General features: G+C 55.4%; 18 protein-coding genes. 9 read left to right on the top strand and 9 right to left on the bottom strand.

Features of this window, described 5'->3' with window-relative positions; genetic code table 11:
* Window positions 1-2: 2 nt before the first annotated feature.
* Complete coding sequence (locus IMCC3135_RS26595; protein WP_088920348.1) at window positions 3-719, bottom strand: hypothetical protein; 717 nt, start codon at window positions 717-719, stop codon at window positions 3-5.
* A 107-nt stretch (window positions 720-826) separates the two neighbouring features.
* Here IMCC3135_RS26595 and IMCC3135_RS26590 point away from each other — a divergent pair, with 107 nt between their 5' ends.
* Genes IMCC3135_RS26590 through IMCC3135_RS26570 form a run of 5 tightly spaced genes read left to right on the top strand, consistent with a single transcriptional unit; the run spans window position 827 to window position 8,122 of the window.
* Window positions 827-2,608, top strand: coding sequence for an amidohydrolase (locus IMCC3135_RS26590; RefSeq protein WP_088920347.1), 1,782 nt, complete (start codon window positions 827-829; stop codon window positions 2,606-2,608).
* Window positions 2,609-2,650: 42 nt separating this feature from the next.
* Window positions 2,651-3,139, top strand: a complete 489-nt coding sequence (locus IMCC3135_RS26585; RefSeq protein ID WP_205737723.1) for a TRAP transporter small permease subunit — start codon at window positions 2,651-2,653, stop codon at window positions 3,137-3,139.
* The gene (locus IMCC3135_RS35080; protein ID WP_088920346.1) at window positions 3,139-4,731 is read left to right on the top strand and encodes a TRAP transporter large permease; all 1,593 of its coding nucleotides are present in this window, start codon (window positions 3,139-3,141) and stop codon (window positions 4,729-4,731) included. Before IMCC3135_RS26585 ends, IMCC3135_RS35080 begins: the two co-directional genes overlap by 1 nt.
* 52 nt (window positions 4,732-4,783) lie before the next feature.
* Window positions 4,784-5,857, top strand: a complete 1,074-nt coding sequence (locus tag IMCC3135_RS26575; protein WP_088920345.1) for a TRAP transporter substrate-binding protein — start codon at window positions 4,784-4,786, stop codon at window positions 5,855-5,857.
* A gap of 3 nt (window positions 5,858-5,860) precedes the next feature.
* Window positions 5,861-8,122, top strand: coding sequence for an acetate--CoA ligase family protein (locus IMCC3135_RS26570; protein WP_088920344.1), 2,262 nt, complete (start codon window positions 5,861-5,863; stop codon window positions 8,120-8,122).
* 16 nt (window positions 8,123-8,138) lie between these two features.
* On the opposite strand, the gene urtE is transcribed toward IMCC3135_RS26570, so the two are convergent.
* The 7 genes from urtE to IMCC3135_RS26535 form a co-directional block, all read right to left on the bottom strand.
* Window positions 8,139-8,834 (bottom strand): urea ABC transporter ATP-binding subunit UrtE, encoded by a 696-nt coding sequence (urtE, locus tag IMCC3135_RS26565; RefSeq protein WP_088920343.1) that lies wholly within the window; start codon window positions 8,832-8,834, stop codon window positions 8,139-8,141.
* Entirely contained in the window at window positions 8,828-9,679 is an 852-nt protein-coding gene (urtD, locus tag IMCC3135_RS26560; protein ID WP_088920342.1) for an urea ABC transporter ATP-binding protein UrtD, read from the bottom strand. Before urtD ends, urtE begins: the two co-directional genes overlap by 7 nt.
* Window positions 9,676-10,824: an urea ABC transporter permease subunit UrtC gene (gene urtC, locus IMCC3135_RS26555; RefSeq protein WP_088920341.1), complete on the bottom strand. Its 1,149-nt coding sequence runs from the start codon at window positions 10,822-10,824 to the stop codon at window positions 9,676-9,678. Before urtC ends, urtD begins: the two co-directional genes overlap by 4 nt.
* Window position 10,825: 1 nt before the next feature.
* Window positions 10,826-12,409: an urea ABC transporter permease subunit UrtB gene (gene urtB, locus IMCC3135_RS26550; protein WP_236994664.1), complete on the bottom strand. Its 1,584-nt coding sequence runs from the start codon at window positions 12,407-12,409 to the stop codon at window positions 10,826-10,828.
* A gap of 232 nt (window positions 12,410-12,641) precedes the next feature.
* Window positions 12,642-13,940, bottom strand: a complete 1,299-nt coding sequence (urtA, locus tag IMCC3135_RS26545; protein WP_088920339.1) for an urea ABC transporter substrate-binding protein — start codon at window positions 13,938-13,940, stop codon at window positions 12,642-12,644.
* Between the two features lie 215 nt (window positions 13,941-14,155).
* Window positions 14,156-15,976 carry a glutamine--fructose-6-phosphate transaminase (isomerizing) gene (gene glmS / locus IMCC3135_RS26540; protein WP_088920338.1) on the bottom strand — a complete coding sequence of 607 codons (1,821 nt, stop codon included), beginning with the start codon at window positions 15,974-15,976 and terminating at the stop codon, window positions 14,156-14,158.
* Between the two features lie 51 nt (window positions 15,977-16,027).
* A complete protein-coding gene (locus IMCC3135_RS26535; protein ID WP_088920337.1) occupies window positions 16,028-16,300 on the bottom strand; it encodes a hypothetical protein in 273 nt (90 codons plus the stop codon).
* An 80-nt stretch (window positions 16,301-16,380) separates the two neighbouring features.
* Between IMCC3135_RS26535 and IMCC3135_RS26530 the strand changes: the two genes are divergently transcribed.
* The 3 genes from IMCC3135_RS26530 to IMCC3135_RS26520 all read left to right on the top strand — a co-directional run bounded on the left by IMCC3135_RS26530 (window position 16,381) and on the right by IMCC3135_RS26520 (window position 18,798).
* A complete protein-coding gene (locus IMCC3135_RS26530) occupies window positions 16,381-17,004 on the top strand; it encodes an alpha-ketoglutarate-dependent dioxygenase AlkB (protein ID WP_088920336.1) in 624 nt (207 codons plus the stop codon).
* 50 nt (window positions 17,005-17,054) lie between these two features.
* Complete coding sequence (locus IMCC3135_RS26525) at window positions 17,055-17,822, top strand: hypothetical protein (RefSeq protein WP_088920335.1); 768 nt, start codon at window positions 17,055-17,057, stop codon at window positions 17,820-17,822.
* Window positions 17,823-17,883: 61 nt separating this feature from the next.
* Window positions 17,884-18,798 (top strand): DMT family transporter, encoded by a 915-nt coding sequence (locus IMCC3135_RS26520; protein ID WP_205737722.1) that lies wholly within the window; start codon window positions 17,884-17,886, stop codon window positions 18,796-18,798.
* Between the two features lie 57 nt (window positions 18,799-18,855).
* Here the strand turns inward: IMCC3135_RS26520 and IMCC3135_RS26515 are convergent, their stop codons facing one another.
* A complete protein-coding gene (locus IMCC3135_RS26515; RefSeq protein WP_169727531.1) occupies window positions 18,856-20,703 on the bottom strand; it encodes an adenylate/guanylate cyclase domain-containing protein in 1,848 nt (615 codons plus the stop codon).
* 217 nt (window positions 20,704-20,920) lie between these two features.
* Here IMCC3135_RS26515 and IMCC3135_RS26510 point away from each other — a divergent pair, with 217 nt between their 5' ends.
* On the top strand, window positions 20,921-22,285 hold the full coding sequence (locus IMCC3135_RS26510; protein WP_088920333.1) for an amidase: 1,365 nt from the start codon (window positions 20,921-20,923) through the stop codon (window positions 22,283-22,285).
* Window positions 22,286-22,295: the final 10 nt, after the last annotated feature.

Genomic DNA, 22,295 nt, shown 5'->3' with positions numbered 1-22,295 from the left:
TCTTATTGAAGGTTGAACGTCAAGGGCACTACTTGCGAATCCTCGCTATCGTCCTGAGCCAGAGAGGCGACCACCCCGACAGCGAGTATGCCAAGTGTGATCTGAACCCAACGGCGCTGTAGCAGAGGGGAGTCATTGCCAGCCTTGCGAGGTGATGTGGTAGGCGCGCCATCTGTTTGCGAACGAATTTGTGCATTGCCTGATGAATCAGATGACTGCAGTGGGTCTATTGAGGGCTGCAGCGTTCGTCTGTAGGGGTCAAATGCAAACCCGCTGACTGTACGGTTGCCGGAAAGATCGCGTGCTTGCACGTAATACTCGATGGTGCGCAAGTCCGAACGGTCCGTAGGTATCGAGACGCTGTAGTAACCGGTATTACCCAGAGCTTCCATCGGTGCAGGGGTGAAGGGCAATTGTCCCTCTCGACGGTAATAGAAGGTTGCGTCCTGTAGTTCCCGATCCTCGGCGATCTGCACGGTGAATACCTGGGAGCGGTCTGCCACACCCTCGGTCAATTGCTCCAGCTCGATGATGGGGGGCAGAGAATCGGTCTCTGGATCGATCTCCTGTGCCTGGCCAGGTATGGCGACAAGCGATAGGACCAGCAGTAGGGAGGTGGCAGCTGTTACACAGGTGTGCATGGCTTTTGCTCTGAATCCAGAGCCCGGATGGGCACCTGAAACGCTCAGTTTATTATCGGACGAGTCCTTGGCTGGCATGACGAACTCCGAAGATGATTACAGGTCAGTATACGAGAGCTGGTGAAACTTGCCGTGATCAACGCTGCGGTTCAATACGACAGTAAGGAAATCTTATCCGAAAATACATGAATCGGACCGCCTTGTGGGCTGTGTTGCTGGTTAGCCTGTTTCTACAAGGGGCGGCTGGGAATCCGGAAGCAAAGCTGTTCGTCAACGGTCAGATCCTGACTATGGATGAATCCCGGCCATACGCAGAGGCCTTGTTGACTCAGGGGACACGTATCATTGCTGTGGGGGAGCGCAAGGTTCTGGAAGCCCGTGCTCCTGTCTATACCCGTGTCATCGACCTGCAGGGGCAAACAATGATGCCCGGATTTGTAGACGCTCATAGCCATTTCCCCACCCCCGGCCTGGTGCATGCAGGGCTGGATTTGTCGCCACCCCCCGTGGGTACGGTGGATATGCTGGCCGTTCTGCTGGCAAGAGTGAAGGGTGCCAGCGAACAGCGCCGCGCCGGCTCCTGGGTCATCGGGTTCAATTATGACAATGCCGCTCTGAACAGTGAAAGGCATCCGACTCGGGCTGAGCTTGATCTGGCAGCCCCCGACCATCCAGTCTACCTCTGGCATCGATCCGGGCATATGGGAGTTGGCAACTCTCTGGCCCTTGAAGCGCTGGGACATGTCGATCATGTTGGTTTGACCCAATGGCCTGCTGAGCTCAATGTCGGGCGAGATGCTGATGGTCGCCTGAATGGGCTGTTACAGGAGTCGGCGGCACCCAAACTTCGACAGTTGCTCAGGCAATTGCCACTGCGAAGCTTGTTGAAGGCCTTTTTGCTGGCTCGTGATGAATACCTGGCCGCGGGTGTGACAACTTTGCAGAATGGTTATGCCGACCGGATTTCAATGCATATTCTGCTGTGGGCACAACGAACGGGGCTACTGCCGCAACGAGCCGTGCTCTGGCCGGCCCATGACAAGCTGGAGCAGGCGCTGATAGACATCCTGCCTGCCATTGAGACAGATCCGGATGTCGCCACGTGGAGTGCTTCAGGAAAATTGTCGCAGCTTATTGGCTGGTCGATTCAGGACAGCAGCAAGTTTCACGTGGGAGCGATCAAGCTGGTTGCTGATGGCAGCCCCCAGGGACGTACTGCCTGGCTGACCGAGCCGTACAAGCTGCTGCCAGGTGAGCCCGATGCAGCTCTTGATACGGCCTATCGAGGTCATCCGGCCATGCCTGAGGCAGAATTTCGTGCGTGGGTGGAGCGCTATCACGCAGCGGGGTTGCAGATGGCCATTCATGGTAATGGCGATGCCTCGATTGACTTGATCATTGATGCATTGGCGATGGCCAACGAGCACTACAAACGAGATGATGCCCGGCATATTGTGGTGCACGCACAGACAATTCGTCGCGATCAGCTGCGCAAACTGGCGGAACTCTCGGTCAGCGTGTCGTTTTTTCCGGCTCATACGTTTTTCTGGGGAGACTGGTACCGCGATCGATTATTGGGTGAGGTGCGTGCAGCCAACATCAGTCCGCTGGCGGCAGCGGATGAATTCGGTGTCAAGTACTCAATTCATTCCGATGCGCCTGTAACACCGATGCGGCCCATGACCATGCTCTGGAGCGCAACCCAGCGCAAGACGCTCTCCGGGGCCTCGCTGGGGGGAAGCCTGGTGGTGAGTCGCGCACGTGCGCTGCGGGCAATGACCATCGATGCCGCCTGGCAGAATCATCTGGAAACTGACAGGGGGTCGCTGGAAGCAGGTAAACTCGCCGATCTGATCCTGTTGTCGGGCGATCCTTTGCAGGAGGAAGATGTGCGCAAGCTGCATGTCCAGCGAGTCTGGATAGGTGGCCGCGACGTTTATCGACGCAAGTCGGCCGATCCTGCCTGATCGCCAGCTTTCGACTATTGCCTAATAGAGGAGGAGACCTGCTTGAACGTTCATTTAACCAGGGTGTGCGCGACTCTGCACCGACTGACGCTGGGTGTCTGTCTGTCATTGCTGGTGCTGCTGCTGTTCTCCCAAGTGGCCATCGTCGCTCTTCGTTACTGCTTTGGCGTCGGCTTTCTTGAGTTGCAAGATTTCTCGGCCTACGTATTCGCCAGCCTGGTGACTCTGAGTATTCCAGTTGCACTCGTTGCTGACCGGCATGTCAGGGTCGATGTTCTGCGGGAGCGCCAATCGCCGGGCCTGCAGCTAGTGATAGACAATGCTGGCATCATCCTGTTGCTTCTGCCTGTCTTCATTCTGTCGATCTATCTGGTCTATCCCGATATTGCCTATGCCTGGCAGATCCGTGAAGGCTCCCGGGAAACCGGTGGACTGGGCGGCGTCTATCTAATCAAGACACTTTTCCCGCTGAGCTGCGTATTGATGATTCTGCAGGGCATTAATTCCATCTTGCTGCGACGAGCCCACTGATGGATATCTCCACTGTTTTTATCATCATATTGTTCCTGGGCTTGCTGGCAGGCATCCTCTCAGGTGTGCCGGTCATGCTGGTGCTGCTGGGTGTGCCATTGATCATCGGATTTCTGGGCTCGTTGCTGGGTGCTTTTGATCTGAGCTATCTGCAGGCGTTTCCACAGCGTGTATTTGGTCTGACGGGCAATACGCTGCTGATTGCAGTACCACTTTTCATCGCCATGGGCGTGTTGCTGGAGCGCTCGCGTACAGCTGAGCGCATGCTGCTGGTGATGGCTCGCTTATTGGGCGGCTCTGCACGCAGTCTGGCGTTCTCGGTGCTGGTTGTCAGTGCACTGATTGCGGCCTCTACCGGTATCATCGGTGCCACCATTGTCATGCTGGGACTCATCAGTTTGCCGGCCATGACGCGGGCGGGTTTACCAATTCAGCTGTCCAGCGGGCTGGTTTGCGCCTCTGGCACATTGGGGCAGATCATTCCGCCTTCGGTGGTGCTTATTCTGCTGGGTGATCAGATTTCAAACACCTACCTTGAAGCTCAGCATGCGGCTGGCAATTTTGCTCCAGAGCCGGTGTCGGTTGCAGATCTGTTTGCCGGGGCACTAATCCCGGGCCTGCTGCTAGTCAGTCTGTACGCGGTCTATGTGGCGGTGTTTCTCAAATTCTGGAGCCGTCGCAATGGCCCTGTCATGCCGCTCAAGCAGCCGGCTGGGTCAGAGGAGACTGTCGATGAGGTAGCGCTTCCGGAACAATTGACATGGCTTTCTGTGTTGCAGATTTTTATGCCGCCACTGCTGCTTATTCTCTCGGTGCTGGGCTCGATTCTGGGTGGTGTTGCCACCCCGACCGAGGCGGCATCCATTGGTGCTGCGGGTGCTTTGCTACTGGCCGCCAGTCATGTGGCAAATACACGTGTTATCAGTCGCCTGAATCTGCTTGCCGTGCTCGCACTGGTGTTTCTGCTGGTCATGAACTTCATTCTGCCGGGCGGTATCCGCCATCATGAGATGGGCCTGACCCTGGCTAGCGGTGTGGTGATACTGAGCGCGGTGGGGCTGGTGGCCTCCTGTGTCGTGCTCTGGAGGCATCAGGTATTGCAGGCCGTGCTGCGGGAAACCACACTGGTGTCTGCCATGGTGTTCGGCATCATCATCGGTGCGTCCATGTTGTCGCTGGTCTTTCGTGGCTTTGGCGGCGATGAACTGATCGAACACCTGCTTAGTGACTTGCCCGGGGGGCAGTGGGGCACGCTGCTGGTGGTCATGCTGGTCGTTTTTCTGCTCGGATTCGTACTTGAGTTTGTCGAAATCATCTTCATCGTGGTACCGATAGTCGGTCCTATCCTGTTGGCCAGCGATTTCGATCCGGTGTGGATAGCCATTTTACTGGCTCTGAATCTGCAAACCTCGTTCCTGACTCCACCGTTCGGGTTCGCACTTTTCTATTTTCGTTCGGTGGCGCCGCCTTCTCTTAGTACACTAGGCATCTACAGGGCCGTTATTCCATTTGTTGTGCTGCAATTGCTTGCGCTATGCTTGGTGGCGCTATTCCCGCAGCTGGCAACCTGGCTGCCGGCGCTATTGATATGAAAAATGGATATCAACGATTTATCGTTGGCTTGAAACCATAGAGGATCTTCCCATGAAACGTCGTGACTTCGTCAAGTCCAGCATCGCCGGTGCGGCAGCATCGACTGCGCTTATTACCGGTGCTCCGGCTATTGCCCAAGGCAAGATCGAATGGAAATTGCCCACCAGTTTTCCGGCCAAGGCTCCGGGGATCGGCACCAATGTGGTCAGTTTTGCCGAACGTGTGGCTGCCATGTCAGATGGCAGATTGACGTTCAAGATCTTTTCCAGTGGTGAGCTGGTGCCACCGTTTGCCGTTGAAGATGCCGTTCAGCAGGGCACTGCCGAGATTGGACATTCAACACCGTACTATGCGGCAGGCAAGAACCCGGCACTGCACTTTTTCAGCACCGTCCCTTTTGGTATGTCTGCAACCGAGCATGCAGCCTGGTTACGCTACGGTGGTGGACAGGAATTGTGGGACGAGGTGTACGCCGAACGAGGCCTGAAGCCTTTCTATTCGGGAAACAGTGGTACTCAGAGTGGTGGCTGGTTCAGCAAGCCGATCAATTCAGTCGATGATCTCAAGGGCCTTAACATGCGGATTGCCGGTCTTGGTGGAGAGGCGATGCGTGCCCTGGGCGTGAATGCAGTATTGCTGCCGCCTCCTGAAATCTTTCCGGCTTTCAAATCAGGAGCAATCGATGCTGCTGAGTGGGTAGGGCCATTGCTGGATCAGGCTTTCGGCTTGTACAAGGTTGCCAAGATCTGCTACGTGCCAGCCTTTCATGAGCCGGGTGCAGCGCTGTCCATCGTCGTGAATCAGGATGCCTTTGATGAGCTGCCTGCGGACCTGCAGGCGATTGTTGCCAATGCGGCAGAAGCAACTTCGGCAGAGACTCTGGCGCAGTTCGACTACTTCAATACTCAGGCACTGGGCCAGCTGCGCGAAGAAGGTGTGGAATTTCTGGAGTTTCCAGATGATGTTGTCGCGGCGTTGCGCGTAGCCTCGAGTGATGTCATCAACAAGCTGGCAGGAGAAAATGCAGGCTTCAAGAAAGTCATGGATAGTTACGATGCGTTCCTGAAACCTGCCATTGAATACGCCAATCTGATGCAGGGCGCCATGTACAGGCAGCGTTCATAAAAAATGCACAATAGATTTGGAAGACTACTAAAGCCCCGCTCGATTGCAGTTCTGGGAGGGCATTGGGCAGAAGAGGTCATCAAGCAATGTCGAAAGGCTGGCTTCGAGGGGGATGTCTGGCCGGTTCACCCGACCCGTGAAACCCTGGCTGGGGAGCGTTGTTTTCGAAATATCGATGAGTTGCCTGGCGTGCCTGATGCCTGCTTCATCGGTGTCAATAAAGACCGTACCATCGAGATAGTCAAGCAACTCTCTGATGCGGGGGCAGGTGGCGCCATCTGTTTCGCATCCGGATTCGGTGAGAGTGCGGCACTGGATAGCGATGGCGATAAACGGCAGGATCGTCTGATCGAGGCGGCCGGCGACATGCCGGTTATCGGTCCCAACTGCTATGGACTGATCAACTATCTGGATCAGATTGTGATGTGGCCCGATGTGCACGGCGGCAAGACGGTCAAGCGGGGTGTGGCCATCATTACGCAGTCATCCAACATCGCCATCAATCTGAGTATGCAGAAGCGGGGTCTGCCGGTGGCCTATCTGATCACCGCCGGCAATCAGGCACAGACCTCTCTGGCAGAACTTGCAATCGCTGTACTGGAAGATGAGCGGGTTACCGCGTTGGGTCTGCATATAGAAGGTTTTTCAGACATACGAGCCTTTGAAAGCCTGGCATCAAGGGCACGTGCCCTGGGCAAGCGGATTATCGTTCTGAAAACCGGTGTCACACCGTTGGCTCGAGCTGCATTGATTTCTCATACCCGATCCTTGTCAGGTAACGATTCGGCAGCCAGCGCGTTTATCGAACGTCTGGGACTGCTGCGGGTGCGTGGTATCGGTGAGTTCATCGAGACCTTGAAAGTATTGCATCTGCCGCACAAGGTCGGTGGCTATCGGGTGTTGTCGATGAGCTGCTCTGGTGGCGAAGCCGCTCTGGTCAGTGATTCTGGCTTGTCGCATGGCTTGCAGTTTCCACCCTTGGAGGCGACTCAAAAACAGTCATTGCGTGAGGCGCTGGGTGAGAATGTTGCCTTGGCTAATCCTCTGGACTATCACACGGTCATCTGGGACGACATGGCGGCGATGGAAGCAATGGTGTCGGCCATGTTGCAGATACGCAAGCCACCCGCCAGTGTGACAACTTCCGCCAATGATCAGTTTCCTTCAGTGGCAGATGTGGCTTTGATGGTTCTGGATTTTCCAAGAGCGGATCGTTGCGAGGCACCTTCCTGGCAGCGAGCGCTGGATGCCTTTGTCGCCGTGGCCAGTCATTGGCAGGGTGTGGCGGCCGTTGTCGCCACTTTGCCTGAGAATATGCCCGAGGAAGTTGTCGAATCTCTGATGGCGCACGACGTGGTGGCACTGTGTGGGCTGGCTGATGGCATGAAAGCCCTGGCCAATGCAGCATGGTTTGATATGGCGGATGCTACCAAACCCAGTGAGCCGGTGTGGCTGCCTGAGCATTCGGATGTCCCATTCACGAGTGCGGGCCTTTCTCTGGTGGAAGGTACCGGTAGTACACGTTCGGGCCGTAGTGCGCGTTATGCCAGTCAGAAAGCCTGGGGACTGGTGCAGTGTGCAGAAGCCGATGCTCCGGCAACCCGGCAGCTGGACGAAAGCACGGCTAAACGCTGGCTCAGTCGTTTTGGCGTGAATGTTCCTGTGAATATCCGTTTGTCATTTGCAGATGTTCGCTCATCCTTGCGTTTGAGTCATGCACTGGACAAGGCCTCGCCCGTGTTCACCTATCCTGTAGTGGCCAAGGGCCTGGGTATTGCTCACAAGAGCGAGGCCAATGCCATCGCCTTGAATATTGACAATCGTCGGGATCTGGAGCGGGCTATCCGGCAGATTGATTGTGCGGGTGGTTGCCTGATCGAGGAACAGGTCCAAGGCTCGGTTGTCGAGCTTCTCGTCAGTGTCATCCATGATCCTGTGCATGGTCTGGTGATGACCATCGGTGCCGGTGGCATTGCTACCGAGGTGCTGGCAGATTCGGTACAGTGCCTGATTCCGGCATCCCGTGATGAGCTGGATCGTCGCCTCGAGCGTCTTCGCTGTGCGCCGTTGTTGAATGGTTTTCGCAATCGCCCTGCGGTGGATCGAGAATGCCTGCTGGATGCACTCGAATCTGTGCAATTGGCAGCCCTGCAGCTGGGAGAGCGATTGGTCGAACTGGAAATCAATCCATTGTTGTGTACGGCGAAAGCCTGTACGGCTGTCGACGCCTTTCTGGCGGTGCGTCAGGAGAACATGGCCAACTGAAGCAGATCTGTCGGGCTCAGACGGTCAGGTATTGCCTGACCAGATCCTCACCCAGATCCTCCATCGGACCGTTGGCGACAACCTCGCCACGGTCCATCAAGACATAGTCATCACCGACCCGTCGGGCAAAGGGCAGCTTTTGTTCCACCAATACCACGGTCAGGCCAATCTCCTTGTTGAGTCGCGTTATGATCGTGCCGATGTCGTGAACGACGTTGGGCTGAATGCCCTCGGTCGGTTCATCCAGCAGCAGTAGTTCTGGCTGGGTGACCAGGGCTCGGCCAATGGCCAGCTGTTGCTGTTGTCCGCCGGACAGATCCCCGCCGCGCCGGTGCAGCATTTCTTTCAATACCGGGAACAGCTCATAGATCAGATCAGGGATGGTTTTCAGGCCATCACGTCTGGCCCGCAAGCCGATACGCAGATTCTCTTCCACACTCAGTAGAGGGAATATCTGGCGTCCCTGAGGCACATAGCCGATACCCGCGGCGGCCCGCTCTTCAGCGGGGATATTGGTAATATCCTTGCCAGACAGGGTAAGCGAGCCACTCTTGAGCGCCTGTAGACCTGTCACACATTGCATTAAAGTTGTCTTGCCGACGCCGTTCCTGCCCATGATGACGGTGCAGGCACCGGGTCTGATGGTCAGGCTGAGGTCTTTTAGCGTATGCGAGGAGCCGTAAAACTGATTGAGTTTGTCGAGTGTCAGCATGAGGCATCCTCCGTTCCCAGGTAGACGCGCATGACGTCTGCGTTCGATTGAATGTCAGACATGCTGCCTTCGGCCAGCACGCTACCCTGATGCAAAACAGTGACGGGAGAGTTCAGGGCGCGGACAAAGTCCATGTCATGTTCGACCACCACGATGGCATGATCGCCAGCCAGACTGCTCAGCAGCTCAACCGTTCTGTCCATTTCCTGGTGAGTCATGCCAGCCGCCGGTTCATCAACCAGTAGCAATACGGGATTTTGCATGATGAGCATGCCGATCTCCAGCCACTGCTTCTGGCCATGCGACAAGCTACCTGCCTGGGCATGCAGTTGCTGGCGTAAATTGATGGTATCGGCCATGGCTTCAATACGATCCATGGTCTCGTTATCCAGCTTGGCACGGAAGGTTGCCCAGAGCTTGCGGGTGCCGGCCATGGAGAGTTCCAGATTATCGAAAACAGTGAGATTTTCGAAGACGGTCGGTTTCTGGAATTTTCTGCCAATTCCTGCCTGTGCGATTTCAGCTTCATCCATTCGTAGCAGGTTGATTTTCTGACCGAACCAGGCCGTTCCGGTATCAGGCCGGGTTTTACCGGTCACGATATCCATCAAGGTTGTTTTGCCTGCGCCATTGGGACCTATCAGGCAACGCAATTCACCGGTGTTGACGTAGAAGTTCAGATCCTTGATGGCCTGGAAGCCATCAAAATTGACAGAAATGTCTTCCAGGTAAAGAGCCGTTCCATGCGAAAGATCCAGATCCTCCACCTGCTTGGGAATCAGGAATTCGAAGACGCGATCTCGTCGGAAAGCCGCTTGAGGGTTCATTGCTGAATTGCTGCTCATGAGGCCGCCTGTGTTGATCGTTTGTAGCGTAGAAGCCCGGCAATTCCACGTGGCAGCAGGAGTGTCACCACGACGAACAGCAAGCCCAGGGCAAATAACCAGGCCTCAGGAAAGGCTCCGGTGAACCAGGTCTTGGCATAGTTGACACCCAAGGCACCCAGCACGGCCCCATAGAGGGTGCCGCGACCGCCGATAGCAACCCAGACCACCACTTCGATGGAATTCAACGGCGAGAACTCTCCGGGGTTGATGATGCCTACCTGAGGCACATACAAGGCTCCGGCTAAACCGGCAATCATGGCAGACAAGACGAACAGGGCCAGTTTGACGCGATCTACTCGATAGCCAATGAAGCGGGTACGATTCTCAGCATCACGAATGGCAACAGCCACCTTGCCCAGGCGCGAGCGCAGGATCATGTCGCACAACAAATAGGTCAGCAGTAGGGCGACGCCGGATGCGATGAAAAGACCGAGTCGGACATCGTTGGAGCGCAGGTCGAATCCCAGTAGTTCGCGAAAATCGGTCAAACCATTGTTGCCACCAAAGCCCATTTCGTTGCGGAAGAAGGCCAGCATCAATGCATAGGTCAGAGCCTGAGTGATGATAGACAAGTAGACACCATTGACCCGTGAGCGGAAGGCGAACCAGCCAAAAACATAGGCCAGCAGGCCTGGCACAAGCAGGATCATCAAGGCGGTGAAGGCAAAGTTGTCAAAGCCTGTCCAGTACCACGGTAGTTCTGTCCAGTTGAGAAATACCATGAAGTCGGGAAGGTCCGGATTGCCATAAACACCACGATCGCCAATCTGGCGCATCAGGTGCATGCCCATGACATAACCACCCAGTGCAAAGAAGGCTGCATGGCCCAGACTGAGGATGCCCAGGTATCCCCAGACCAGATCGACAGCGACTGCCAGAATCGCATAGGTCAAGTATTTGCCCAGCAACGTCACCATGTAGTTGCTGACATACAGGGCATGGCCTTCAGGTAGCTTGTTGCAAATCGAGACGCCGATGATCAGTGCGATCAGCGTCAGGATAAATACAAGGCTGCCACGTTGTCGCCCTGCGGATCTGGGGGCAGCTGTTTCTACGGCTTCTTCTTTCACAGCCTCTACGGTCTCTACGGTTTTAGTAGTCATTTCAACCTGCCTCCACAGCACGGCCGCGTTGTGGAAAGAGCCCTCTGGGGCGCTTTTGTATGAACATGATGAGAAAAATCAGCACCAGAATTTTCGCCAGTATGGCGCCGGCCCATGGCTCCATTATCTTGTTGGCTATACCCAGTGTCATGCCACTGATGAGTGTGCCCCACAGATTGCCTACACCGCCAAATACAACAACCATGAAGCTGTCGACGATATAGGCCTGACCCAGGTTGGGTCCCACATTGGTCAGTTGCGACAGCGCGACCCCGGCAATGCCGGCGATGCCGGCTCCCAGACCGAAGGTCAGTGAATCAATACGTGAGGAGCGCACGCCCATGGCTCTGGCCATGGATCGGTTCTGGCTTACCGCACGTACTTCCAGGCCAAAGCGTGTGTATCTGAGCAGTGATAACAGCAGGAAGAAAACCACTAAACAGAATGCAAGTATGTACAAACGGTTAGAAGTCAGACTGAAGACGCTGTTGATTTCAACGACACCGCTCATGAATTCGGGGTTAGCCACGGGTACGTTCTGGGAGGAGATAAAGGTTCGCACCAGTTGCTGCAGAATCAGGCTGATACCAAAAGTGGCAAGCAGTGTTTCCAGTGGGCGTCCATACAGAAAGCGGATAACGGTGCGTTCGATGAATATGCCGATTAATCCTGTGAATAGAAAAGCGACAGGAATTGAAAGCAGCAGGGAGACCCCCAGTGCGTTGGGCATGAGTTGCTGCATGGCCCAGGCACAGTAGGCACCCAGCATGATCAACTCTCCATGGGCCATGTTGATGACGCCCATGACCCCGAAGCTGATGGCAAGGCCAATGGCGGCCAGCACCAGAACCGAACCAAGGCTCAGTCCGAAGAAAACAGTTTCCAGTCTGGCAAAGAAGGTGACTTTCTCGGCTTGACGAATGACGACCTTTGCAGCGGCTTCCTGCACGGATGGCTCAACGTCGGTGGCGGCCATTTGCTGGACCAGAGAACGGCTGCTGCCGGAAAGGTCTGTCTTTAATGTCTCGAGAGCCTGAAGCCGTGTCGCCGGATTATCAGAGATTGCCTGTTTGCGTGCTTCCAGAGCATGCAGCGAGGCAAGTACCTTTTTGTCAGATTCGCTGCCGAGTAGCTCTGTCAGAGTCTCATCAGGCAGTTGTTCTGGTGTTTCCATCAGGGCGTCAATGGCTGCCAGACGCTGGACCGGGTTGTCAGATCGCAGGCCGAGGCTGGCAATCAGGCTACGCAGATGGCTCCTGATGCTATTGGTTACCTTCAGTCGTGACAGTTTGCGCTTGGTATCGCTGCCCAGATCCTTGCTGCGATCCAGCGACTGCATGGTGTATTTTCGTCCATCAAGGCTTGCCCAGACAATGGTATCGGTAGCCTTGTGAAGCATCAGATCTCCATTCAGGATGCCGTCGAGAACTTCTCGTGTGTCATTGCGCTCCAGCGCGGCGATGGCATCAAGGGCCTTGGTGCGATCCGCACCCTTGCCTTCGACAAATTGGGTGAAGGGCCCGTCAAGCTCGTCGATGCCACTCTTTACTTCGGCATTGGCTGCTGTGGCCAGTAGGGAGCACACCAGCGGTAAGAGTAATAATAAAGGTCGGAGCAGGCGAAATCGTGATTGTGGTGAAAGGGCCATAGTTGTAATGAATTTCCTTTCTGAGCCGTGAGTTGATAAGTCAGAAAAACACCGGATATCTGGCTGCATGCCAGAGGCGTCAGTTGAGGTCGCGTGAGGAAGTTTGGGGCTAATAGCCCTGCACCACAGGGTGCAGGGCGTCGTACACTTGCGTCGGCTTTAGCGCAGCTTAGAGATTCTGCCCAGAGCACACGTTGGTGGTCACGTTGTAATTTCCGCAGGACAAGGGTGCACGCCAGTCGGAGATAATGTCCTTGGAGCTATCCAGAAAGTCAGACCATGCGTCACCGGCTACCAGACCGGGTGTTTCCCAAACGACCTGAAACTGGCCGTCATCCTGGATTTCACCAATGAGAACGGGCTTGGTGATGTGGTGGTTAGGCATCATGGCCGAGTAGCCGCCGGACAAGTTAGGTACGGCAACACCGATGATTGCATCCTGCACAGCTGCGGACTCTGTTGTACCTGCTTTCTCTACCGCTTTTACCCACATGTTGAAGCCGATGTAGTGAGCTTCCATGGGGTCATTGGTTACGCGATCTTCGTTGCCGGTAAACTCGATCCAGCTGTCGATGAACTCATCATTGGCTTCACTATCGATACTCATGAAATAGTTCCATGCAGCCAGATGACCTACCAGAGGTGCTGTATCAAAACCTGAGAGTTCCTCTTCACCGACAGAGAAGGCGATAACCGGGATGTCTTCAGCAGAGATACCCTGATTGCCCAGCTCTTTGTAGAAAGGCACATTGGCATCGCCGTTGACAGTAGATACAACAGCGGTTTTCTTGCCTTCTGAACCGAAGCGTTTGATATCAGCAACGATGGACTGCCAGTCTGAATGGCCGAAAGGGGTGTAGTTGATCATGATGTCTTCATCAGCAACACCGTTGGCTTTCAGATAGGCCTCCAGAATCTTGTTGGTGGTTCGAGGGTAGACATAATCGGTACCTGCCAGTACCCAGCGCTCGACACCGATATCGTTTGTCAGGTAATCGACCGCAGGGATTGCCTGTTGGTTGGGAGCGGCGCCGGTGTAGAAGACGTTCTTCGAAGACTCTTCGCCTTCATACTGAACCGGGTAGAACATCAGGCTGTCGAGTTCTTCGATGACCGGCAATACTGATTTTCGTGACACTGAGGTCCAGCCGCCAAAAATGGCAGCGACACCATTCTTGTCAATCAACTCACGTGCCTTTTCTGCAAACAGAGGCCAGTCCGAGGCAGGATCGACAACAACGGCTTCCAGTTGTTTTCCCAGCAGGCCACCGTTGGCGTTCTGTTGCTCGATGAGCATCAGCATGGTGTCTTTGAGTGTGGTTTCCGAGATCGCCATGGTGCCGGACAGGGAATGAAGAATTCCGACCTTGATCGTGTCTTCCTGCGCCTGCAGCGACAGGCTCAAAGTAGTCAGACCGATTGCGGTCATGGCCAGAATTGATCGACGAGAGCTTCGTTTAAACAGCATGTGACATGTATCCCTGAATGGTTAGCAGATCCGTTGTTCTTTCATGAACAATCAGTACTGTTATTACAGGGACTGTGCCAATGGTAATTAGCTCATGTTTTCAATGGCTTGGGTTTTATGTAACCGGGTATTGCCGCAATGATGCAATTTAATGGTGCGTTATCGGCACCAGAATGGTGCCATATTTGCTGCGCATGTCACGGGCAGGCGTGTTGTTATTCCACCGTGACGCTCTTGGCCAGATTGCGCGGTTGGTCAATGTCTCGTTCGAGTAAGAGGGCGCAGTGATAGGCCAGTAATTGCAAGGCAATGCCTGCCACGATGGGCTGTAGCAGCGTGCTTACGGCCGGTAGTGTTATGAGCTGATCGCTGAGCTCGTGGATGCGTGGATGATTGGAATCGGTGAGGCTTATGATGGGTGCCCCGCGTGTTCTGATCTCCTCGAGCGAGGTCAGAGATTTGGTCAGCAACTCATCATCAGGTAGCAAAACGATGCACGGGGTTGTACTACTGATCAACGCCAGCGGCCCGTGTTTGAGTTCGGAGGCGGGGTAGGCCTCAGCATGTATATAGGAGATTTCCTTGAGTTTTTGCGCACCTTCCAGGGCTACCGGATAGGAGGCGGTGCGACCCAGAAAGAAAGCGCTGTGAGCCTTGATCAGTGTCGGTGCTATGGCTGCTATGGAGTCTTCCAGAGCCAGTGTCTCACCGACCTTGTCAGGTAGTTCCTGCAGAGCTGCCACCAGGGTGCTGCCACGTTGTGGTGAGACATCTCGTAGACGTCCGAGCATCAAGGCAAGAAGGGAGAATACAGTCAGCATGCTGGTATAGGCCTTGGTCGATGCTACGGAGACTTCAGGTCCTGCATGCATATAGATGCCACCATCTACCTCTCGTGCAATCGTGCTGCCCACACTATTGACAATGCCCAGTACGAAGCCTCCCTTGCGTCGTATCTCTCGCAATGCGGCTAATGTATCGAACGTCTCCCCCGACTGACTGGCCACGATGTACAAGGTCTCCGGCTCCACTACCGGGTTCCGGTAGCGGAACTCGGCAGCCGGTTCGGCACTGACCGGCAGACGCGCCAGTCCTTCGATCATATGAGCTCCGGCCATGCCTGCGTAGTAGGCAGAGCCACAGCCCAGAATCTTTATTCGACGGGTATTGAGCAGATCACGCGGGGCCAGGTTCAGGCCGCCAAGGTGAGCGGTGGAAAAACGCAAGTCCAGTCGGCCGCTGAGGGTACGTTGCACTACTTCAACCTGATCGCGTATTTCGCGGTGCAGGTAGTGGGCATAGCCGCCTTTGTCGTAATCGGCCAGAGCTCCTGAGAGCTGAGTTGAGGACTTCTGACTGGGACGGGCATCCATGGTGGTGACGTGAAAACCCCTGGGGCTCAGTTCTGCCACTTCACCGTCATCCAGGTGCACGATCTCCTGTGTATGTCTGGCCAGCGCAGACATGTCGGAGGCGGCCAGCATCTCGTTTTCGCCGATGCCCAGAATGACCGGGCTACCCAGACGGGCCACAACGATCGTGTCTGGCGCATTGCGATCGATAGCAGCCAGTCCGTAGGTACCCTGTACCTTGGGGAGTACGGTGCGCATGGCATCAATAAGCGAGCCGTCGTATGCGGCCAGCAAGTGGGCCAGCACCTCGCTATCGGTCTCCGAGCTGAACGTGACACCTTGAGCAATCAGTTGTGCACGCAGAGAGTCCGCATTTTCGATGATGCCGTTGTGAGCGACAGCAATTCTCAGATCGGTATCGGTATGAGGGTGGGCATTCGCATCGGTCGGAGCGCCGTGTGTCGCCCAGCGAGTATGACCGATGCCGCAATGGCCCGGCGTGGTCTCGGGCAAGCCTTGTTCCAGCATCGATATCTTGCCAGCAGCCTTCCAGCAGCGAATCCGTTTGCGATGGACCAGCGCAATGCCGGCAGAGTCATAGCCGCGATATTCCAGACGGTGAAGGCCGTCTATGAGAATGGAGCTGGCCTCCTTGCTACCGGTATAAGCGATGATTCCGCACATGAGTGTCTAGATGCCGTTGGAAATTGATGGGTCAGAAGGTCGTTAGCCAGTTCAGCCGTAGATAGTGCGGCGGATCTGGCGTTCCGTGAGTGGTTCAACCTTGAACCGGTGGTGTTCCAGCTCTTCGCTGATCTGTTTGTAAATGGCAGCGTTCGCCAGTCCCGACTTCTGCAGCTCATGATGTCTGCGCTGGATGAAGCTGGCGCTGGATTCGTCATAGAAGGCCAGAATTTCATCGATCAGACGGACTGCATCGAATGAGTTCAGACTACTGTGTCGGCACAGATGTTCGACCAGTTCGGTTGGAGCCTTGGAAGTGAGCATAGAGCGCATTGTGCGTAATGCGAGGGAGTAAGTCAGGAATTATGCCCGATCCCGGGTAGAAAGCAGCGAAGGGGGCTTCGATGAGAGATCTTTTTTCCGATTCGGTTGAAATTTGTCCAGGTATGGTCTTGTTGCGTGACTTCGCCGACTCGGCTGCTTTGCAGGGTGAGCTCGAGTCGGTTCTGATGGCGGCGCCGTTGCGCCGCATGCAGACATCAAGAGGCTCGTATATGTCTGTGCAGACCAGCAATTGCGGCCAGTTTGGCTGGTTGTCTGACCGGCAAGGGTACCGCTACAGCGACATTGATCCGCTGACAGGAGAGCCGTGGCCGGTGATGCCTGTAATTTTTCGCCAGCTGGCAGAAACGGCTGCGGAGTTGGCCGGATTTCCAGGCTTTCGACCGGATGCCTGCCTGATCAATTACTATCAGCCCGGCACACAAATGGGGGCTCACCAGGATAGGGATGAGTCAGATTGTGATGCACCTATCGTTTCAGTATCTTTAGGGATTAATGCACGCTTTTTCGTGCTCGGATCAGAGCGACGGGGGAGCTCAATCCCAGTAAACTTGAGCGACGGTGACGTACTGGTATTTGGTGGTCCGGCACGTCTGTTTTTTCACGGGGTGCGCAAACTCAAGTTTTCCGAGCATCCACGTTTTGGCCCGGTGCGCTGGAATCTGACGTTTCGCAAGGCGCTATGACATGGAGGGGTAGGGTTTTGAAATACAGTTATTGCAAGAGGCATAGGACAGTGACTCCAGGTGGCGTGTTGTTGGTCGTGTTGGCAATGGTGGGAATGTCCGCCGCGAACGCCGCTAACCTGGTCGTGACAAAGTCCCTCATGCTGGCGCCGGGCGAGCATTTGCAGCAGCCGATGGCGGCGGTGACCGATCAGGGTGTGCGGGTCCAGGTCTCCCTGGGCGATGCGCCGGCGGGCGCGCGTCTGGTTGTGGACGATGCAGGGCAGTTATTCGTGGACTGGCGAGCAGGGCCCGATCTCGCTCTGGAAACCCGAATCGAAATATTGCTCTCCAATGTCGACACCGGCCAGATGCTGGAGAGTCGTGATCTGTTGATTCAACGCGCTATGAAAACAGGGCGGGCAGTAGCGCCCCCTGAGCTCTTGCAGGAATCCTGGCAGAAGTCCTTGCTTGAGCCGAAGGAGGACTATCTGCCCTCGGGTTGGGCTGTGGACTCTGCTGCTGAACCCATGCTGATTGAGCTGCCTAACCAGGTTGTCAGCGCCGGTGTTGTTGTCAGTCTGCATGTGGATGCAATCCTGCCCGGTGGTCTGATTCCCGTGTTGCAGGTAGACAGGCTGCCATACACTGCCAGCTTCGAGGCCAATGGCGACGGCAGTCGTACATTTTACTGGGACACGGACAATGATGATGAGGGGGAGCATGTTTTCCGCTTTACGGCCATCAACCCGGGCGACACACTCCAGCGCGCCTCGCGAGAGGTCATGATTGTCGTGGGTGACCCGACCAGAAAAACGATCAGGCCGATCAAGCAATGAGCGGTATTCTGCAGTAGTTTTTTTCGGTAAGCTGACTCTCTACTCAAGGGCAGAGAATTAATTGGAGCATTTCGACAAGCAGTCTGACAACGTCAAGGGTGCTCTGATATTGATGCTGGCAGCCTTTGGTTTCTCCCTGATGGTCGCCATGATCAAGCTGGTGGGAGAACGCCTGCCGGTCACCCAGATTCTGTTTGTCCGTCAGCTGGGTATGACCGTGATGCTGGCTCCTGTGCTGGTCAGGACTTTTCCTGATTCGCTGCGAACATCCCGTTTACCGTTGCAGATTGCCCGAATTCTATTGGCCATGATTGCCATGCTGTGTGGCTTCACAGCTATTCTGAATATGCCCTTGGCTGATGCAACCGCCATTGCTTTCGCCAAGAGTTTTTTCGTCACCATCTTTGCGGTGTGGTTTCTCAAGGAGACTATCGGGCTCTATCGATGGTCGGCTGTGGCAATCGGCTTTATCGGTGTATTGGTGATGTTGAGGCCCGGCGCTGATGGTTTCACAATCTACGGTCTGATGGCTGTGACAGGCGCTGCCAGCGCCGGGCTGGTCATGGTGATCATCCGCATGCTCTCACGAACCGAGGCGCCCAGTACGATCCTCGCTTTTCAGGCTATAGGGGTGGGCCTGGTCATGGCTATCCCCGCCTATATTTACTGGGTGCCGCCCACCTTGCATGAGTGGGTTTTACTGGCGGGTATCGGCGTGGTGTCCTACTTTTCGCAGAAAGCCAATATTTACGCCTATTCCTATGGTGAAGCGTCGTTGCTGGCATCTCTGGACTATGTGCGCCTTGTGTACGCCACACTGTTCGGCTGGTGGTTGTTCAGTGAATTGCCGGGCATAAGCACCTGGGTGGGCGCTGCAATCATTATCGGGGCTTCCATCTACACGGTGCATCGCGAGTCCAGACGCAAACAGCGCTTGTCCAGCGGGGCGGATGGCCGCGAGTTCAGTAACAACTGAAAGCCCTGCTGGTCCTTGTCAGAATAGGCGAGCGTCAATGGCAGCCCGTTGCCTTGATCAGGCAATATCAGTGACAATTTCAAATACTGCCATTCCATCCTGGCGGCCCTTGAGTTTGTGATTGCCTGCTGCAGCGAGGGTGAAGGCAGAGCTGAGTTTGATGGCCGTCTTGTCGCTGACCAGAATAGACACCTTGTTGTGAGTCGGGTAGATCTCTTTGCCCAATTGCTCCAGCCGCTGGCCGATATTGACAGTGTCGCCAATGACGGTGTAATTAAGCCGGCCTGGTGCGCCGATATTGCCCACGGTGGCCATGCCCGTATGAATGCCAATACGTATATCGACAGCCTGTTCTCCGTTGGCCAGCCGTTGTTTGTTGTCTTCATGGATGGTGCTGGCGATAGCAAGCGCGGCTCGGCAGGCGCGTTCGGCGCTGTCGGTCTGCTCATCGGGAGCTCCCCAGAAGGCCATGACGGCATCTCCCATGAACTTGTCGATGGTGCCCTCTTCAGCCTCTATGCAATCTGCCAGCAGTGAGAAGTGATGGTTCACAAATGCTGCAACTTCAGGCGCGAGCATGCCTTCCGAGACGCTGGTGAATCCGGCAATGTCGGTGAACATGACTGTGATTTCGCGCGCATCCGAAATGGTGTCACGAACATCAGCTTGTCTGATCAGGCGTTCTACAATCTTCTTTGGCACGTAGAGTTCGAACCAGCGTAATGCCCTGAGCATGGTGTTGAACGCGATTGACTGGTCGTTGAGTTCCCTCAACATGCTACCGGGCAGGTCCTCTATCTGGGAGACATCAAGTTCCCGAATCTGGCCTGCAGCGGCCGAAAAGCGCACGATGGGACGTGCTATCCGATGGCCGAGAATGATGGCTGCAATGAGTGAAATCAGTAGTGCAACGATGCCTGCCACCAATGCGGCGAACATCCGCCGGATTTCCTTGACGGAGTTGTTGGCCTGGAAATAGGCACCGATGATCATGGGCTCCGGCCCAAAACCCTTCAGGCTGCGATACACATAGACGTAGCTATCGTTGAACAGTTCCAGAAGATGAGTCTGAATGCCATCCACAGGCTTGTTCGGGTTTCGTGATGGTTCAGCCGGCTGCCAGATCGATGCCAGCACCGGATCACCAAATCGTGACAGGCTGGGTAGCGGATATTCGCTGGATCGATTCGGATAGCCGTCGATCAGGAGCCAGTGTGCCAGCACCTCATCTCGTCCGTAGAGGATGAAGCTGTTACCCGCTGATTTGATTCCGTGCTCACTGATGAAGGTTGACAGGCCCTCGATCGATGTCACGGCGACCATGGCACCGATCAGCTCGCCGTTGCGCCTGACCGGATGCGCTCGGTAGAGGTAGGATCGCTGGATTTCCTCACGCCATGCCGGCGGACCCCAGACAGCTCCTTCGGAAACACGACCCAGAAGGCTCTGAAACACCGGGTCACTGGATTGATCGGTATTGCTGACGATGACGCTGCCTAGCTCACGCTCGCGCCGAGCGGAGGTAGATTGCAGTTGCGTATCGATGAAGCCGATCACTTCAACCTGCTGTACGCCGGCAAGGGCGCCGATCAGCATGCGGCTGAACTGCTCCTTGTTTGCGGGATCGACTTCACCTCGGGAGATCCGCTCGGCCAGAAATCGTGTCAGATTCTCTGAAGGTCTGAGGTGCTGTTCGAACTGGTTGACCTCAGCGGCCACGGTTTGTTGAGCATTGAGATTGAGCAGATCGAAGGTGTTTTTCTGTGCAATCCAGACACCGACACCAAATACGACGCCGACAGTGACCAGCACCAGCAAACCAATGGCCGCCGCCAGTGTGATGGTTATTGGTATTCGTCCATGCCACCGAGGTACTGCGTCGGGATTTACTAAATTTTTTTTCACTATCGAGCCATGGCGAGCTTTGTCGGGGGCAGATTGCATCGGTAATCGGGCGTCGACTACACTGATTAGTGTAGGCCGACTTTAGTAAAAGTGTGAGGCAGCTGATTCAACGACAAGTTCCGGTCCGTCTTGTCTTTCGGCGCAGCTTGTGGGCGAGCGCGACAGGGCGCTATCATTCAAGTCTCTTCATTTTTCCGGCCAACGGCAGGATCGTTACATGACTGATACGCAGACAACCGATGATCTTTTTGCCGATGGTATTCAGCCCTGGGCCGAACGGGTGCGCGACGGTTCGCTGAGTTTTGTACAAAGCGTGCAAAATTGTCTGCAACGTGTTGATGACAATCAGTCGCTGGACGCCTTTGAATGCATGGATGCGCAGCGTGCGCTTGGCACGGCTGCCGCACTGGATGCACTCTTGGCACAGGGTACTGATCTGGGTCCCATGATGGGATTGCCCATGGGCGTCAAGGACATCATGGCTGTCGAAGGGTTGCCGACGACCAATGGCTCGAACGCCGATACGGCTGAACTGACCGGTGGTGAAGGCAGGCTGGTCAGGCGTTTGCGCATGGCAGGACTGATTCCCCTGGGAAAAACGCGGACGGTCGAGTTCGCCCTGGGTGCAACAGGTGTGAACACCTCGCGCGGCACACCCTGGAACCCGGTCGATAGAGAAGTTCATCGTATTCCGGGTGGCTCATCCAGTGGTTCGGCTGTCGCTACCGCCAGCGGTATGGTTGGCATGGCTTTGGGGTCGGACACCGGCGGCTCCATTCGGGCGCCAGCCTGTCTGACAGGAATCGTGGGTTACAAGAGCTCGGTAGGGATCTGGCCGCTGGACGGTATTTTCTCGCTCTCCTCGACGCTGGACTCGGCCGGTCCGTTATGCCGAACCGTTGATGATGCGGCATTGATGCATACTTTCATGACGGGCGAGCCAGTGGCTGATCGAGCGGATGTCAGCGGACTGCGGTTGGGAATTATCGATGATCTTTTCATGGACGATCTCGATCCACAGGTTGCGGAGGATTTCGAACGGGCCTGCCAGCTTCTGGAGCGTTACGGAGCTACCCGAGTACCGCTGTCATTTCCCGAAGTGCATGAACGCACCTCATTGTTCAGTGCCATCGTGCCAGCTGAGCTGATAAAAACACTGACACCTGAGCGGTTTATGGCGATTCGCGATGGCGTGGACCCAGTGACGGAGGCAAGAGCTTCGGTCGGTCTGGAGACTCCAGCGCATGTCTACGTCAAGGCGCAGCATCGGCGGCGAGCATTAATAGAAATGGCCAATGCGACTTTCAATGATGTTGACCTCTGGCTTTCACCTACCTGTCCGATCGTGCCGATGCCACTGGCCGACCTGGCTAATCCTGCCATCCACGAACGGGCGTTGCTCGCCTCTCGTAATACACAGCCAGGCAATCTACTGGATATGTGTGGACTGACACTGCCCATGCATGATACGAGCGCTGTTGGTAGTCTGCCCACCGGCTTGCAGATGACCATGCCACTGAATCATGATGCGCGTTTACTGGCTACCGGTCGAGCCGTCGAGAGATTGTTGAAAAGCCGTTAATGGTGGTGAA

This window comes from Granulosicoccus antarcticus IMCC3135 (genome assembly GCF_002215215.1).
Taxonomy (GTDB): Bacteria; Pseudomonadota; Gammaproteobacteria; order Granulosicoccales; family Granulosicoccaceae; genus Granulosicoccus; species Granulosicoccus antarcticus.
The sequence above is the reverse complement of the archived record's forward strand: the minus strand, read 5'-3'. Positions and strand labels throughout refer to the sequence as shown.